Raw genomic sequence first — 16,343 nt, forward strand, 5'->3', positions numbered from 1 at the left:
GAGCGCTTGTCCTGAAAGCGGGATCGCTTTCGTGGCAAGAAATCGCTCAAGGATCGGTATCCTGAGCATATCCTTGTCGCCAGACCCGAGTCAGGTTTGGCGGGATATGTTCAGGATGACATTCGATGCATTCTTGCCGTGGGCGCGGATGCTGCCTTTGTCGGTCCGGTTTGTTTCGGAACGGCAGCCGTCATTGGCGGCATGGCGCTTGAGCCAATCGAGGCATCGGTCAGGCCGATGCTCCGGGAACGGAGCCGAGCCATGCGACTGCGTACAGTATTTTCGTATATGCGAAGCCGGCTCCCGAGGCCCGGCGACCGGAGTTTCACACGCCGCGACAAGGTCCTGGCGCTCTTCACCGGCCTGCTGGCAGCGAGCCTTGGCCTCATTGCGCCGGGCCAGTCCCGGGCCGAGGAGGTCGACCTCCTTCTCGTCCTTGCCGTCGATATCTCCTATTCGATGGACGAGGACGAACAGCGCCTGCAGCGAATGGGCTATATCGAGGCGATCACATCGGACGAAGTGCTGATGGCGATCCGTGAAGGCCTCACCGGCCGCATTGCCGTTGCCTATACCGAGTGGGCGGGCGCCACCACCCAGCGCGTGCTGGTCGACTGGCACATCATCGCCGACCGCGACGATGCCGAGCAATTCGCCGGCGCGCTTGCCGAAGCCCCGATATCGCGCGCCTACCGCACGTCGATCGGCGAAGCCCTCTATCACGCGGCCGACCTGCTGGAAAAAGCTCCGCACCAGGCTTATCGGAAAGTCATCGACATTTCCGGCGACGGACCGAACAACCAGGGCCGCAACGCCCCGGGAGCGCGCGACGCCGCCGTGGAAAAGGGCATCACGATCAACGGGTTGCCCCTGATGCTGAAACGTCCTGTCTACGGCTGGTTCGACATCGAGGATCTGGACCGCTATTTCGCCGATTGCGTGATCGGCGGGCCGGCCGCGTTCTCGATCCCCGTTCGCGATACGGAAATTTTCCCCGAAGCGATCCGGCGCAAGCTGGTGCTGGAGATTGCCGGACGGCAGTCCGGGCCGCAGCAGAGGCGGGAACCGGGCCACGAGCCAGGCATTTGGCCGGATATGCCGGCGGAAAACGGGGACAGGGACGGCAGGGTCACCCGCGCCGCGCAGGAATACGACCCCTTCTGCCTGATCGGCGAGAAATTGTGGATGCAGCGCATGCTGAACGGCGACCGGTAGCCCGGCGGGAAACCCGTGGATGCGAAGGGGGTTTATTGTGCCTCGACAAGAGGGTAAACCCGGTATCCTTTCCCGATTTCCCTGAAAGCCTGAGCCATGCAAGACGCCGATAGTCCCAAGCCGATGCTGGCGCTGGTCGCACATGACGCCAGGAAGGACGCCATGGTCGATTTTGCCCGGCGCAACGCGACGAAGCTTGCCGATTACCGCCTCGTGGCCACCGGCACCACGGGCGGGCGCATCAAGGAAGCCTGTCCCCAACTGGACGTGACCCCGCTGAAGAGCGGGCCGCTCGGCGGCGACCAGCAGATCGGCGCCCTGATTGCCGAAGGCGCGCTCAACGGGCTTTTCTTCTTCGTCGACCCGCTGACGCCCATGCCTCATGACGTCGATGTCAAGGCGCTGATGCGGCTTGCACTTGTCTACGACATCCCGATGGCTCTTAATCAGGCAACGGCGGAGATCCTGCTTCGCTCCGCCCGGCTGTCCGGCCTGGCGACTTCTTCCCAGACACCCGAGATTTCCAAGCTCCGCCAATGACGCTTCAAGCCAATACCCTTCGCGCGCTGCGTTTTCCCGTCCTGATCGCCGATATCGGCGGCACCAACGCCCGCTTCGCCCTGGTCAGCGACGCCCACGCGGCGACACAGGTCTTCGGGCAATGCCCGACCGAGGCCCATCCCGGCTTTGCCGAGGCGGCGACCGCGATGGTGCTGGACAAGACCTCGCTTCTGCCGCGCACGGCGGTACTGGCGGTCGCAGGCCCCGTTACCGGCGACCGGATTCCGCTGACCAATGCCAATTGGGTGATCGAGCCGAAGCGCCTGCTGGAGGATATGAACCTCGACGCGGTGATCGTGCTGAACGACTTCGAGGCACAGGCGCTCGCCCTGCCCGGCCTTGAAGGAAATGACGTCGAGGCGATCGGCGGCGGAACGGCCCTGCCGTTCGGCGCGAAGGTGGTGGTCGGCCCGGGCACCGGCCTCGGCGCGGCGGCCATGGTGCATGCGCACGAGACCTGGGTGCCGATTCCCGGCGAAGGCGGCCATGTCGAATTGGGCCCGGTCAGCGCGGACGACGAGAAGATCTGGCCCTTCATCGAGCGCCAGGACGGGCGGATCGGTGCTGAGCGGATCATTTGCGGTGCCGGTCTCCTGCGCCTCGCGCGTGCGGTCGCCAGGGCCGACGGCGCCGAACGCAGCTATGCAAGCCCCGCCGACGTCACCGACGCGGCGGATGCGGGCGATGACGTCGCGCTGCACACGATGGAGGTTTTCGCCCGGGCGCTTGGACGGGTGTCGGGCGATTTCGCGCTGACCTTCCTTGCCCGCGGTGGCGTGTTCCTGGCAGGCGGGATTGCCCCCAAGATCGACCGCTACCTGAAAACCGGCGCTTTCCGCGCCTCCTTCGAGGCCAAGGCGCCGCATGCCGCGCTGATGAAAACGATCCCCACCTTCCTCGTCCGCCACGCCAATCCGGCGCTGGAGGGCCTTGCCTCCTTTGCCCGTACGCCGTCGCTCTTCGCGGTGGAACTGAATGGCCGCAAGTGGGAACGGGATTGCGAGAACCGCGCGGCCTCCTGAACCGGCCGATACCTCCCTCAGGCGGATGACCGGCATGCGTGAGCGGCCCGAATTTTCCGAACCGCTGCCGATCGATGCGGTCCTGCCTGACCTGCTTGCAACGCTGGAAGCGCGCAATTCCGCCGTGCTGGTGGCCGAACCCGGTGCCGGCAAGACGACCCGCGTGCCGCTGGCATTGCTCGACGCCTCCTTCGCGCAGGATGGCCGCATCATCGTGCTGGAGCCGCGCCGGCTCGCCGCTCGCGCCGCCGCGCGCCGCATGGCCGAAACCCTTGGCGAAAGGCCGGGCGAAACCGTCGGTTACCGGGTGCGCATGGAAAGCCGCGTTGGGCCGAAGACCCGCATCGAAGTGGTGACAGAGGGCGTCTTCACCCGGATGATCCTCGACGATCCGGAACTTTCAGGCATCTGCGCGGTCCTGTTCGACGAATTTCACGAGCGCTCGCTGGACGGCGATCTCGGCCTTGCCCTGGCGCTCGACGTTCAGGGCGCGCTGCGCGAGAATCTGCGCCTTTTGCCGATGTCGGCGACGATCGACGCGAAAGCGGTCGCAGGTCTCCTGAACGACGCGCCGGTCGTCGCCTCGACCGGCCGGTCGTTTCCGGTCGAGACCCGCTATCTGGGGCGTGATCCGGCACGGCGCATCGAGGACGATACCGTCGGCGCGGTCCGCAGGGCGCTCTCCGAGGAGGACGGCTCTCTTCTCGTCTTTTTGCCCGGTCAGGGCGAGATCATCCGCGTTGCCGAAAAGCTTGCTCCCCTCGTCGCCGCCAATGTCGATATCGCGCCGCTCTACGGCGCACTGGACGGCAAGGCGCAGGATGCGGCGATCCGCCCCGCGCCGGCCGGTCGGCGAAAGGTAGTGCTGGCAACCGCGATCGCCCAGACGTCGCTCACGATCGAAGGCATACGCGTCGTCATCGACAGCGGCCTTGCCCGCGTGCCGAAATACGAGCCGGCAACGGGGCTTACCCGTCTTGAGACGGTGAAGCTGTCGCGCGCCGCGGCCGACCAGCGGCGCGGTCGTGCCGGGCGCACGGAGCCTGGCACCTGCTATCGCCTGTGGGACGAGCCGCAGACGGCAGCGCTTGCCCTGCAGGACCGGCCTGCAATCCTCGAAGCCGATCTGTCCCGTCTCGTACTCGACCTTGCACTTTGGGGCGTCGGCGATCCGGCAACTCTCGCCTTTCTCGATCCGCCGCCGCAGGGCGCATGGCGGGAAGCCGTCTCCCTGCTCGAAAGCCTCGACGCGCTGGATGCGGATGGCCGCATAACGGAGGCCGGCCGCAAGCTCGCCGGACTGCCGCTCGAACCGCGCCTTGCCCACATGCTGGTGGAGGCCGGCTCTCTCGATGCAGGCGGCCTTGCCGCAGATATCGCGGCTCTACTCTCGGAACCGGGGCTTGGCGGACGTTCCATCGACCTGCGCGACCGGCTGACACAACTGCGACGCGGCAATGGCCCAAGGATCCAGGAAGCGAAGGCCCTTGCACGACGCTGGCGCGAGATGGCAGGCCTTCCGCATGGAACCGCCTCGCAGGATCAGGCCGGGCCGATCCTGGCGCTTGCCTATCCCGATCGCATCGCCCGGAACCGCGACGGCAAGGGCGGCTTCCGCCTTGCCTCCGGACGGGGTGGCCTGCTCGATCCGGCCGATGGCCTCGCCACCTCGCCGTTCCTCGTTGTCGCCGATATCCAGGGTACGGCGGCGCGAGGACGCATCGCGCTTGCCGCCCCGATCGACAAGGCCGAAATCGAGGAGCGCTTCGCCGCCCATATCGAGGAGAAGACGGAAGTCGCCATCGAGGCGAACGGAGCGGTGCGCGCGCGTCGGGTGCGCTGCTACGGCGCGCTCGTTCTTGCCGAGCGGCCCGAGCCGACCCCAGATCCGGACGCCATCGCCGAAGCTTTGATAAGCCTCGTCCGCAAGGCTGGCGTCGGCAGGCTTTCATGGTCCAAGGCGCAGAATGCGCAGCGCGCCCGCGTCACCTATCTGCACAAGGTGCTGGGCGAAGACTGGCCGGACCTTTCCGATACGGCTCTTGAGGCGTCCCTCGACGACTGGCTGAAGCCCTACCTCATCGGAAAGACGCGCCTGGACGCGATCGATGCGGATTGTCTGGGCACCGCCCTGTCCGCGCTTTTGCCATGGTCGCGCATGGCGGAACTCGACCGGTTGCTGCCGAGTCACTTTCATGCACCATCCGGCTCGCAGATACCGATCGATTATGATGCACCAGAGGGACCAACATTGCGCATTCGCGTACAGGAATTGTTCGGTCTCGACCGGCATCCGGCCATTGCCGACGGCAAGGTGCCCCTCATCCTGGAATTACTGTCGCCGGCCCACCGGCCGATCCAGATCACCCGCGACCTGCCGGGCTTCTGGCGCGGCTCCTGGGCGGACGTGAAAACGGATATGAAGGGTCGCTATCCCAAGCATCCCTGGCCCGACGACCCGATTGGCGCCGAAGCGACCAACCGGGCCAAGCCGAGAAAAGCATGAAGGCGGATCAATCGTCCGCCATGGCGATCAGGCTGGCATTGCCGCCGGCTGCCGCCGTGTTGATCGACACGACCTGCTCCAGCGCGAAGCGGGTGAGATAGGCCGGGCCGCCCGCCTTCGGACCGGTGCCGGAAAGGCCGGAACCGCCGAAAGGCTGGGTACCGACCACCGCGCCGATCATGTTGCGGTTGACATAGACATTGCCGACCGAAAGCCGGTCCACCACCGTCTTCACCGTGGCATCGATGCGGCTGTGGACGCCGAGCGTCAGGCCGTAGCCGGTGGCGGCGATGGTATCGAGCATTTTCGGCAGGTCCTTCGCCTTGTAGCGCACCACGTGCAGCAGCGGCCCGAACGTCTCCGCCGTCAGCTTCTCCGGCCCGCTGAGCTCGATGATATGCGGGGCCACCCAGAAGCCATCGGCAAGGCCGCCCTGCGGCCCCTTGCCCGCGAAGACGAGCTTCTCGGACGTCCGCATGACAGCGACATGCTCAAGCAGCTTGTCCCGGGCTTCCTTGTCGATCACGGGACCGACATCCGCTGCCGCATCGGCCGGGTCGCCAAGCTTCAGCTCGGCTGCCGCCCCCTTCAGCATGTCGATTAGCTTGTCGGCGACATCCTCCTGCAGGAAGAGGAGACGCAATGCCGAGCAGCGCTGGCCGGCGGAACGGAAGGCTGACATCACAACGTCGTCGGTCACCTGCTCGGGCAACGCCGTCGCATCGACAAGCATGGCGTTGATGCCGCCGGTCTCGGCGATGAGCGGCACGATGGCCCCTCGCTTTTCCGCCAATGTCCTGTTGATCGCCCAGGCCGTTTCCGTCGAGCCGGTAAAGGCGACACCGGCGACCCGCGGCTCCTTGACGAGCGCCGCCCCCACCGAGCCGTCACCCGGCACATAGAACAGCACGTCCTGCGGAACGCCCGCCTCATAGGCAAGCCGTATGGCCTCATAGGCGATCAGCGGCGTCTGTTCGGCAGGCTTGGCGATGACGGCATTGCCGCTGACGAGCGCTGCCGTGACCTGGCCAAGGAAGATCGCCAGCGGGAAGTTCCACGGCGAGATGCAAACGAATGTGCCTCGCCCGCGATGGCGATATCGGTTCTCCTCGCCGGTCGGCCCGGGCATCAAGGTGCCTTCTCCAAAGAGGGTGCGCGCCTCTGCCGCGTAGTAGCGGCAGAAATCCACCGCCTCACGGATTTCGGCTATGCCGTCTGGCAGCGTCTTGCCTCCCTCGCGCGCAAGGATCGCCATCAGCCGGTCGCGGTTCGCTTCCAGCAGATCGCCGAGACGCGAGACCGCCGCCGCGCGCTCCTCCACAGGTGTGCGCGACCAGCGCTGAAAGCCCTTCGCCGCCTGATCGAAGATTGCCCCGACCTGATCAAGCGGCGTGTCCGCGACGCTGCCGACGACCGTACGGCCATCGACAGGCGAAAGGACGGCGCGTCCCGCTCCCTTGAAGGACAGTCCGGCGCCAAGCGGCTTCGCATCGACCAGCGGCAACGAGAACTTGCCCATGCCTTCGACGAGGGCGAGGCGCGAGGCGGCATGGCCGAGTTCGACACCCTTCGAGTTTTTCCGTGTCTCGCCATAGAGATCGGCGGGAAGCGCGATGCGGCTGTTCTTCGCCCGCGTTCCGCCGGCAAGGGCATCCTGCGGCCGCGCGATCAACCGCCCGATCGGCACGCTGACATCGCCGACGGCGGAGACGAAGGAGGAATTGGCGCCATTTTCCAGCAGCCGGCGCACGAGATAAGCGAGAAGGTCGCGGTGGCCGCCCACCGGGGCATAGATGCGGCAGGGATGGCCGTCCCGCTCCGTCACCGCCTTGTAAAGGCTTTCACCCATGCCATGCAGGCGCTGGAACTCGAAGCCGCCCTCGTCACCCGCGAGCGCCAGGATCTGCGCCACCGAAAGCGCATTGTGTGTGGCAAATTGCGGATAGATGCGCTGGCGCGCCGCAAGCAGCTTTTGGGCGCAGGCGAGATAGGAGAGATCGGTGGCGGGCTTGCGGGTGAACACCGGATAATCGGCAAGGCCACGCTCCTGCGCCCGCTTGATCTCCGTATCCCAGTAGGCGCCCTTGACAAGCCGCACCATGAATTTGCGATCCAGCGCGGTGGCCAGGTCCACGATCCAGTCGACGACGGCCACGGCCCGCTTCTGATAGGCCTGGATCGCGAGTCCGAACCCGTCCCAGCCGGCAAGCGAGGGATCGGCGGCAACCGCCGCAATCACGTCGAGCGAAATCTCGAGCCGGTCGGCTTCCTCCGCATCGACGGTGAAGTTGAGGTCATATTTCTTCGCCGCCTGGGCAAGCTGCAGGAGGCGCGGCACCAGTTCCTCGCGCACGCGCTCGCCATTGACGGCCTCATAGCGCGGGTGGAGCGCGGAAAGCTTGACGGAGATCCCCGGACGGTTCGGCAATTTGCCTGACCCCGCTGCCTTGCCGATCGCTTCGATCGCGTCGGAATAGGACTTCAGATACCGCTCGGCATCCTCCGCCGTGCGCGCGCCTTCGCCCAGCATGTCGTAGGAATAGCGGTAGCCTTTGCTTTCCTGCGCCTTTGCCCGCGCCAACGCCGCCTTGATGGTTTCGCCCAGCACGAACTGGTGGCCGAGGATGCGCATTGCCTGCCGCGTTGCGGTGCGCACCGCCGGCATGCCCATGCGCTTGACCAGCGCCGCGAGGATCGTATCGGGTTCCTCACCCGGGTGGATCAGGCGGGACGTGATGCCGAGCGCCCAGGACGAAGCGGAAACAAGCCAGGTGTCGGCCTTCGCCCCGTCGCCATCCTCGAAACGGGCGGCCGCCAGCTTGTCCTCGATCAGCTTGTCGGCGGTCGCAGCGTCGGGAACGCGCAACAGCGCCTCTGCCAGGACCATCAGCGCCAGACCCTCTCGCGTCGAAAGGCCGTATTCGCGCAGGAAATCCTCAACCCCGCCGAGGCCGCCCTGTGCGGAGCGGATAGCGTGGATATAGTCGCTGGCCAGGTTGTCGACGCGCTCCTCGGCAGCCTTGTCGAAGGCGGCAAGCGACAGGATGGACCGCACCGCTTCCTCGTCGGACGGCGCGAAGGGGGCGCGGAACGGCGCAAGACCGGCAGCAGCCGGCGCAATGGTCTTGGCAAGGACGCTCATTCAGATCTCCGACCGGTCTTCCCGGGCTTCATCGGGTAAGGAGAATGGGATTTCCGCGGCGGCTACTTGCGGCCGCCTTGCGGATTTCCCTAATATACCGGCGTTCAAAGGAACTATTTCGCCAAAGAATGGCGTCAAATCCGGATTTTTATAGGCCATGGACGAAATTTCAGAGAATTCCACCAAGATCGACCGGATCGACCGTCGCATCCTCGCTGTACTGCAGACGGACGGGCGCATCACAAACACGGACCTTGCGGCGAAGATCAACCTGTCGCCGACAGCCACCGCCGAGCGCTTCAAGCGGTTGCTGCGCGACGGATATATCCTGCGCTTTTCCGCTGAACTCGATCCCGTGAAGCTTGGCCTCGGCCTTCTGGTCTTCGTGGAGGTGAAGCTGGACCGCACCACGCCGGACGTCTTCGAAGCTTTCGGCCGTGCCGTGGCTCGCGCTCCGGAAGTACTGGAATGCCACATGGTCGCGGGTGGATTCGATTATCTGGTGAAGGCGCGCGTCGCCGACATGGCAGCTTACCGCCGGCTTCTCTCCGATGTCGTCCTGTCGCTGCCGGGCGTACGCGAGACCCACACCTATGCCGTGATGGAAGATATCAAGGACACGCATGTCCTTCCCATCGCGCCCTGAACCGGCACCCCTGCCAAATTCGGCAGGAGCAAAGGTCACAAGGACGTGTGTTGACCTTCGCCTTTCCCATCCGGCAGCTAAATTCAATTCCAGGGGAGACGAAATGAAGATCGCGATCGCCGCCGCTTTGACCCTATTGACCGCGTCCGTACCGGCCCTGTCTGGTGAGGTCGATCCGTCGAACTGGCCAGCTGTGCTGGAAAAGGCGCGTGGCGAAACCGTCTATTTCCATGCCTGGGGCGGCGAACCTCGCATCAACGCCTATATCGACTGGGCCGGCGAGGTGGTGAAGGATCGCTACGGCGTGACGCTGACCCAGGTCAAGGTCGACGATACCGCAAATGTGGTCAGCCGCATCATAGCCGAAAAAGCTGCCGGCAAGACCGAAGGGGGAAGCGTCGATCTCGTCTGGATCAATGGCGAAAATTTCGCCGCGCTCAAGCGCGCCAGCCTGCTCGCGAATGAAGGCTGGGCCGGCGAACTGCCGAACTGGAAACTGGTCGATGTCGCCGGCAAACCTTCGGTCGTCAACGACTTCACCGAGCCGACCGAAGGGCTCGAAAGTCCGTGGGGCATGGCACAGCTTGTATTCAGCTACGATACGGCCCGCCTCGCGACGCCGCCGAAGACGCTGGAAGCGCTTGCCGAGTATCTGGAGACCCATCCCGGCCGCTTCGCCTATCCTCAGCCACCGAACTTCCACGGCTCGACTTTCCTGAAGCAGGTGCTGGTCAGCGCGATCGACGATCCGGCCAAGTTGTCTCATCCCGTCGATGACGCCACATTCGCCGCCGACGTGGCTCCGGTCTTCGCCTATCTCGACCGCCTCCACCCGAACCTCTGGCGGCAGGGCCGCGCCTTCCCGCAAAATGCCGGCGACCTGCGGCAGATGCTTTCCGACGGCGAGGTCGATATTGCCTTCAGCTTCAATCCGGCGGGCGCGACAGCCGCGATCGAGGCCGGCGAGTTGCCCGACACCGTGCGCACCTTCGTGCTTGACGGGGGCACAATCGGCAATACTCATTTCGTTGCGATCCCCTTCAATGCCAATGCCAGGGCCGGAGCTCTAGTCGTCGCAAATTTCCTGCTTTCGGCTGAGGCCCAGGCGCGCAAGCAGGACCCCAAAGTCTGGGGAGATCCGACGGTACTGAACGTCGATGCGCTGCCGGAGGCGGACAAGGAGCGCTTTGCCGCGATCGATCTTGGTATTGCGACGCTTCGTCCGCAGGAGCTTGGGCCGGTCATTTCCGAACCGCACGCCTCCTGGATGACGCGACTTGAAGAGGAATGGATCGCGCGTTACGCAGCGCCGTAACTGCATCCTGTGAGACCCCCGGGGAAGGAATGCTGAAACTCGCCCCTTCCCTGACGCTTTTGCTGCTGATCGGGCCGGTGGCGGCCGGCCTTGCCGGCACGATCCTGCCGGCATTCGGCTACTTCCCGGCACTTGGCGGCGACCGGCTGAGCCTGTCGGCCTTTGCATCCCTCCTCGCCACACCCGGCCTTTGGACCTCGGCGCGCCTCAGCCTAACGGTCGGCCTGGGTGCGACGGCCGGCGCGCTCGCCATTACGGTCTTCTTTGCCGCCGCTGCGGAGGGGACACCATTCTTCCGACGCATGCGACGCCTGTTGTCGCCGCTACTCTCCATCCCTCACGCCGCCGCCGCATTCGGCCTGGCCTTCCTTGTCGCGCCTTCGGGCTGGATCTTTCGAGCCGTTTCACCCTGGGCGACCGGTTTCGGACAACCTCCGGATCTGCTGATCGTACACGATCCCTCAGGCCTTGCGATGATGTTCGGGCTGATGGCGAAGGAAGTGCCCTTCCTTTTCCTGATGATCCTGGCAGCGCTGCCGCAAACGGAGAGCACCCGATCGCGCAGGCTTGCCGTTTCCTTCGGCTACCGCCCGGTAACGGCCTGGCTCAAGGTGGTCTTACCGCGCCTCTACCCGCAAATCCGCCTTCCCGTCTTTGCGGTGCTGACCTACGCAACTTCCGTCGTTGACGTGGCATTGATCCTGGGCCCGACCACCCCGGCACCACTTGCCGTCCGCCTCACCCATTGGATGAACGATCCCGACCTGAGCCTGCGGTTTGTCGCCTCGGCGGGCGCGATTTTCCAACTCGGGTTGAGCGCTGCCGCGATCTTGTGCTGGCTGGCCCTGGAACGGGTGATCATCATTGCCGGTCGGACCTGGACTGTTTCCGGCAGGCGGACCCATGCCGACCAGTTCGCCGCAATGGTGGCGAAGTCAGCCATGACAATCGCCGCGCTCGCCCTCGCGTTGGGTCTTGTCGTGGTCGCGCTCTGGTCGGTGGCCGGATCATGGCGCTTCCCCGATGCCCTGCCGGCAAGCCTGACCCTGAAAACCTGGCTGCGCCACCTGCCCGATGCCGCAACCGCCGTCGGCACGACTGTCTTCATCGGTCTCCCCGTTGCCCTTGTAGCGACAGGCCTCGCCCTCGCCTGCCTGGAGGGCGAAAGCAGGAAAGTCACAGTCGTCTCGCCACGCATGCTTGCGCTGCTCTACCTGCCGCTTCTCGTCCCGCAGGTCGCCTTCCTTTTCGGCCTGCAGGTGCTGCTGCTATGGGTGGGACTGGAAGACACGCCCGGCGCTGTCGCCGCAGCCCATCTGACCTTCGTCATTCCTTACGTCTTCCTCGCGCTGACGGAGGCCTGGCGGTCCGTTGACCCGCGCTACGGCGATGTCGCGACCGCCCTTGGGGCAAGACCGGACCGCGTCTTCTGGCGGGTTCGCCTGCCGATGGCCCTCAGACCGGTGATGACTGCGCTTGCGCTTGGGTTTGCCGTATCGGTGGCGCAATATCTGCCGACTTTCCTGGTCGGCGGCGGTCGGGTCGAAACGGTTACGACGGAGGCGGTCGCACTTGCCTCCGGCGGAGATCGGCGCCTCGTCGGCGTCTTTGCCGTGCTGCAGATGACATTGCCGTTCTTCGGCTTCCTCATCGCAGGCGCAGTGACGTCCCTCGCCTTTCGCAGCCGCCGTGACCTGAAGATCAGCCATTGAGTTTGACGATGCCCGACCGCCACGCCTTCGACGCAAAGGGTACACTCCGCTTCGATCGGGTGGAGATCCTGCGTCACGGAGCGCCCCTCATTGCCCTTGACGAGAAGGTTGAGCCGGGCGGCGTGCTGACCGTAATGGGCCCCTCGGGCTCCGGCAAATCGACGCTCCTGAACTACGCGGCCGGATTTCTCGGAAGTGACTTCACGGCCAGGGGCTCGGTGCATATCGGGGAGACCGAAATTACCCGACTGCCGGCCTATGAGCGCCATGTGGGCTTGCTCTTCCAGGATCCGCTGCTGTTCCCGCATCTCTCGGTTGCCGGGAATCTTCTTTTTGCGCTGCCTTCCTGGCTGAAGGGGCTGATGCATCGTCGCGAGCGGGTCGAGAAAGCCCTGGAGGAGGTAGGCATGTCCGGCTTCGGCCCTCGCGATCCGGCGACGCTCTCCGGCGGACAGAAGGCGCGCGTCGCCCTGATGCGCGTGCTGTTGGCCGAGCCAAGGGCGCTGCTGCTGGATGAACCCTTCTCCAAGCTCGACCGCGATCTGCGCTCCCAGATCCGAGAATTGGTCTTCGCCAAGGCGAAGGCGCGCGGCCTGCCCGTCCTGCTGGTGACGCACGACCATGCCGACGCAGAGGCTGCCGGCGGCATGGTCGTGGAAGTGAGACAGGCGGAGTGAGGCCTGACCCTAGTCCGCTTCGTCGGCGGGGCCGGCCTGCAACTGACCGTATTTCTCGACGCCGATCTGCTCGATCAGTTCGAGCTGGGTTTCGAGATAGTCGATATGCCCCTCCTCGTCCGTCATCAGCTCCTCGAAGAGCTTCATGGTGACGTAGTCGCCTGCCGCGTGGCAGATCTCGCGCGCTTCCTTGTAGAGGGCGCGGGCCGAATACTCGCCGGCCAGATCCGCCTCCACCACCTCCTTGAGGGATTCGCCGATCCTGAGCGGGTCGAGACTCTGCATGTTCGGGTGGCCTTCGAGAAAGATGATGCGCTGGACGAGCTTGTCGGCGTGCTGCATCTCCTCGATCGATTCCTCGCGCTCCTTCCTGGCGAGCTTCGTATAGCCCCAATCCTCAAGCAGCCGGTAGTGAAGCCAGTACTGGTTCACCGCCGTCATTTCGTGGCGCAGCGCCTTGTTGAGATATTCGATGACCTTGGCATCACCCTTCATGTCGCGCTCTCCTTCTTGCGGGCCTTGGTACTGCCGGCCTTGCCGCCGACAGTCACGTCTTTCGGCGCCTCGAAAGGCGCCTTTTCCCCTGTCGCCGCGCTACCGTCCCCGGTCTCCACCTCGTGGATGATCGGCACCACCGCGACGAAACACCCGCCGCAACGCGGTCTGTGTCCGAGCTCCCGGAACACCGCGCCCGGCGTCACCACGCTGCCGCCATTGGCCTCACGTAACCGCGCCGCCGCTTCGCGCAGTTCCTTGTCTGTGATCACATTGCAGGAACAGACGATCAATTTCGGCCTCTTATCTCCCAGCCTGCCCTAACGGCATTCTTTATAACGCCTGCCCGCAATTCCCTACTCTCTTCCGACACTTGTGGTGCAGCTTACTATTTTCAAGGTGGACGGCGATAGAGCATCGGAATGTTCGGACCGCCGATCCTCGGCGACCAATACGCGTTACGTCGATGGATAAGCGCTCCGGGAACGGATAGATATTGCGGGCAACGCGCGGGAGTTATTTCAAAGGACAGCGAATGACGAATTCGACGGAGATGCAGGCCACCGGTCGAAAGACGCTGGTCCTGACCGGAGCGAGCCGCGGCATAGGGCACGCAACCGTCAAGCGCTTCTCGGCGGCCGGCTGGCGGGTCATCACCTGCTCGCGCCACGCCTTTTCCGACAAGTGCCCATGGCCGTCGGGTCCGGAAGATCACATTCAGGTGGATCTGTCCGATCCTGAGAATCTCGGCTACGCCGTCTCGGAAATGCGCAAGCGACTGGAAAGCGATGGCTCGAAGCTGCATGCGCTGGTCAACAATGCCGGCATCAGTCCCAAGAATGATACGGGTGGGCGGCTCGATTCTCTCAGCACGCCGATGCACATCTGGCGCAACGTCTTTCAGGTGAATTTCTTCGCCCCGATCATGCTCGCCCGCGGCCTTTTCCATGAACTGAAGGCCGCACAGGGTTCGATCGTCAACGTTACGTCCATTGCAGGAGGGCGCGTGCACCCCTTCGCGGGGACAGCCTATGCCACCTCCAAGGCGGCGCTTGCCGGACTGACACGGGAAATGGCGGCCGACTTCGGGCCGCACGGCGTTCGCGTAAACGCCATAGCACCCGGAGAGATCGACACCGCGATCCTTTCACCCGGGACGGAAAAGCTGATCGAGGACATTCCCCTTCGGCGACTCGGCCGACCTGACGAGGTGGCCGACACGATTTTCTTCCTCTGCTCCGCGCCTTCTTCCTACGTCACGGGAGCGGAAATTCACATCAATGGCGGCCAGCACGTCTGATTCATTTCATTCCTCGATGCGGTTTTTGGAGTTGCATGAGGCGGCAAGACGTTAATTACGCGACGTCAATAGAGTTAATAACCATCTATTTAACCTTTCATGGCTCCACTAGTTGCGTTCTTCGGACGTAGTCCCGGGGAACGTGACGGAGGTGCCGATGCGTTTTCTCGCCAAGTTGAATCTGCTTACGATCATGGCTGCCGCTTCGGCCGTCATGATCATCCTCGCCCTGACAACTGTCGGAGCGGTCATCTATATGCTGATCGCCGACCAGATCCGCACCGATGCGGTGGCACGTCAGAACACGAGCCTGCGCGTAGCGGCCACCATCGTCGAGCGCGAAATTCCCGGAACCAAGGTCACCCGGAGTTCGGACGGCAATGTCACCCGTGTCGTGATGGACGCGATCCCCGCGTTCGAAAACCACACGATGATCGACAGCGTCGGCCAGATGACCGGCGAGACGGCAACGGTTTTCGCCTGGGATCCGGCCAGCCGCGATTTTTGGCGAAAGACGACGAATATCGTCAAGCCGGACGGCAGCCGGGCGGTCGGCACGCAGCTTGGCCAGACCGGCGCCGTTTATCCCGTCGTGACGAAGGGCGAGACGTATCGCGGCGAGGCCACCATCCTCGGCACGCCCTATTACACGATCTATGCGCCGATATTCTCGCCTGCCGGCGACATCATCGGTATCCTGTATGCCGGCGTCCGTCAGTCGGTCGTCAATGCGCTGATGAACTCCATTTCCGGCAAGCTGCTGACGGCATTCGGCCTGATCCTCGTCATTTCCGTGGCAGCCATGACCATGCTGGTGCGCGGCCTCTTGAAGCCCATCCCCATGCTCGCGGCCGTGACAAGACGCCTGGCGGAGGACGATCTCTCGGTCGAGGTTCCCTATGCAGACCGCAAGAACGAATTCGGCCTGCTTGCCGGCGCCATCGCCACGCTGAAAAAGCGCGCCGAGGAGCGCGTGGAACTCGCCAGTGCCCATGCCTCGGACGAGGAAGCACAGCGCAACCGTCAAAAGCGCGTTGACGACCTGATTTCCGGGTTCCGTTCGGAAGTGGTGTCGCTGACTTCGTCGGTGGGCGAAACGGTGACAGGGCTGGAAGAGACCTCACGGACCCTGACGGGCCTGGCGCGCGAAAGCGCGGGCAAGGCGTCCGAAACCGTCTCCGCCAGCGATGAAGCCACGCAGAGCGTCGAAACCGTGGCCAGCGCCGCAGAAGAACTCTCCGCCTCCATTTCCGAAATCGCCCGCCAGATCGGCCAGACCATGAAGGTTGTCGATCAGGCCACCCGCGGTGCCCAGGCCACCAACGACAAGGTGGCGAGCCTGGCCGCAGCCGCAGGCAAGATCGGCGAGGTCGTCACCCTGATCCAGGCGATCGCCGAGCAGACCAACCTGCTGGCGCTGAACGCCACCATCGAGGCGGCCCGCGCCGGCGAAGCCGGCAAGGGCTTCGCGGTCGTGGCGGCCGAGGTGAAGGAACTCGCCAACCAGACCTCCAAGGCCACCGAGGAAATCGGCGCGCAGATCGCCGCCATCCAGGCCTCGACCCGCGACGCGGTGGAGGCGATCGCCGAGATCACCGAGACGATGGAGGAAGTCAACGGCTATACCTCCTCGATCGCCAGCGCGGTCGAGCAGCAGGGCGCGGCCACCAGCGACATCTCGCAAAGCGTGACGCAGGCTGCCCGCGGCACCGGTTCGGTCACCGCCAACATGACCGGCCTGTCCACCACGGT

General features: G+C 64.5%; 13 protein-coding genes. 10 read left to right on the forward strand and 3 right to left on the reverse strand.

Going from position 1 to position 16,343, the window contains the following annotated elements; genetic code table 11:
* The first annotated feature begins 261 nt into the window (after window positions 1-261).
* From H2509_RS03895 to hrpB, 4 genes are all read left to right on the forward strand, one after another.
* Window positions 262-1,215 (forward strand): DUF1194 domain-containing protein, encoded by a 954-nt coding sequence (locus tag H2509_RS03895; RefSeq protein ID WP_235974671.1) that lies wholly within the window; start codon window positions 262-264, stop codon window positions 1,213-1,215.
* Window positions 1,216-1,311: 96 nt separating this feature from the next.
* Window positions 1,312-1,755, forward strand: a complete 444-nt coding sequence (locus tag H2509_RS03900; RefSeq protein ID WP_182162483.1) for a methylglyoxal synthase — start codon at window positions 1,312-1,314, stop codon at window positions 1,753-1,755.
* A complete protein-coding gene (gene glk / locus H2509_RS03905; RefSeq protein ID WP_182162485.1) occupies window positions 1,752-2,798 on the forward strand; it encodes a glucokinase in 1,047 nt (348 codons plus the stop codon). The genes H2509_RS03900 and glk overlap by 4 nt, the downstream gene beginning before the upstream one ends.
* A 34-nt stretch (window positions 2,799-2,832) precedes the next feature.
* Window positions 2,833-5,304 carry an ATP-dependent helicase HrpB gene (gene hrpB, locus H2509_RS03910; protein WP_182162487.1) on the forward strand — a complete coding sequence of 824 codons (2,472 nt, stop codon included), beginning with the start codon at window positions 2,833-2,835 and terminating at the stop codon, window positions 5,302-5,304.
* A 7-nt stretch (window positions 5,305-5,311) separates the two neighbouring features.
* Here hrpB and putA read toward each other — a convergent pair whose 3' ends face one another.
* Window positions 5,312-8,446 (reverse strand): bifunctional proline dehydrogenase/L-glutamate gamma-semialdehyde dehydrogenase PutA, encoded by a 3,135-nt coding sequence (putA, locus tag H2509_RS03915; RefSeq protein ID WP_182162489.1) that lies wholly within the window; start codon window positions 8,444-8,446, stop codon window positions 5,312-5,314.
* A gap of 157 nt (window positions 8,447-8,603) precedes the next feature.
* On the opposite strand from putA, the gene H2509_RS03920 reads away from it, so the two are divergent.
* The 4 genes from H2509_RS03920 (at window position 8,604) to H2509_RS03935 (ending at window position 12,796) form a co-directional block, all read left to right on the forward strand.
* Complete coding sequence (locus tag H2509_RS03920; RefSeq protein ID WP_182162491.1) at window positions 8,604-9,092, forward strand: Lrp/AsnC ligand binding domain-containing protein; 489 nt, start codon at window positions 8,604-8,606, stop codon at window positions 9,090-9,092.
* A gap of 103 nt (window positions 9,093-9,195) precedes the next feature.
* On the forward strand, window positions 9,196-10,407 hold the full coding sequence (locus H2509_RS03925) for an ABC transporter substrate-binding protein (protein ID WP_182162493.1): 1,212 nt from the start codon (window positions 9,196-9,198) through the stop codon (window positions 10,405-10,407).
* 29 nt (window positions 10,408-10,436) lie between these two features.
* The gene (locus H2509_RS03930; protein ID WP_182162495.1) at window positions 10,437-12,119 is read left to right on the forward strand and encodes an ABC transporter permease; all 1,683 of its coding nucleotides are present in this window, start codon (window positions 10,437-10,439) and stop codon (window positions 12,117-12,119) included.
* An 8-nt stretch (window positions 12,120-12,127) separates the two neighbouring features.
* The gene (locus tag H2509_RS03935; protein ID WP_182162497.1) at window positions 12,128-12,796 is read left to right on the forward strand and encodes an ATP-binding cassette domain-containing protein; all 669 of its coding nucleotides are present in this window, start codon (window positions 12,128-12,130) and stop codon (window positions 12,794-12,796) included.
* 9 nt (window positions 12,797-12,805) lie between these two features.
* On the opposite strand, the gene bfr is transcribed toward H2509_RS03935, so the two are convergent.
* Window positions 12,806-13,291 carry a bacterioferritin gene (gene bfr / locus H2509_RS03940; RefSeq protein WP_182162499.1) on the reverse strand — a complete coding sequence of 162 codons (486 nt, stop codon included), beginning with the start codon at window positions 13,289-13,291 and terminating at the stop codon, window positions 12,806-12,808.
* Window positions 13,288-13,584, reverse strand: coding sequence for a (2Fe-2S)-binding protein (locus H2509_RS03945; RefSeq protein WP_182162501.1), 297 nt, complete (start codon window positions 13,582-13,584; stop codon window positions 13,288-13,290). Before H2509_RS03945 ends, bfr begins: the two co-directional genes overlap by 4 nt.
* A gap of 242 nt (window positions 13,585-13,826) precedes the next feature.
* Here H2509_RS03945 and H2509_RS03950 point away from each other — a divergent pair, with 242 nt between their 5' ends.
* A complete protein-coding gene (locus H2509_RS03950; protein ID WP_209001781.1) occupies window positions 13,827-14,591 on the forward strand; it encodes an SDR family NAD(P)-dependent oxidoreductase in 765 nt (254 codons plus the stop codon).
* Between the two features lie 157 nt (window positions 14,592-14,748).
* A partial coding sequence (locus tag H2509_RS03955; protein ID WP_182162503.1) for a methyl-accepting chemotaxis protein occupies window positions 14,749-16,343 on the forward strand: 1,595 nt, incomplete at its 3' end.

This window comes from Stappia albiluteola (assembly GCF_014050225.1).
Taxonomy (GTDB): domain Bacteria; phylum Pseudomonadota; class Alphaproteobacteria; order Rhizobiales; family Stappiaceae; genus Hongsoonwoonella; species Hongsoonwoonella albiluteola.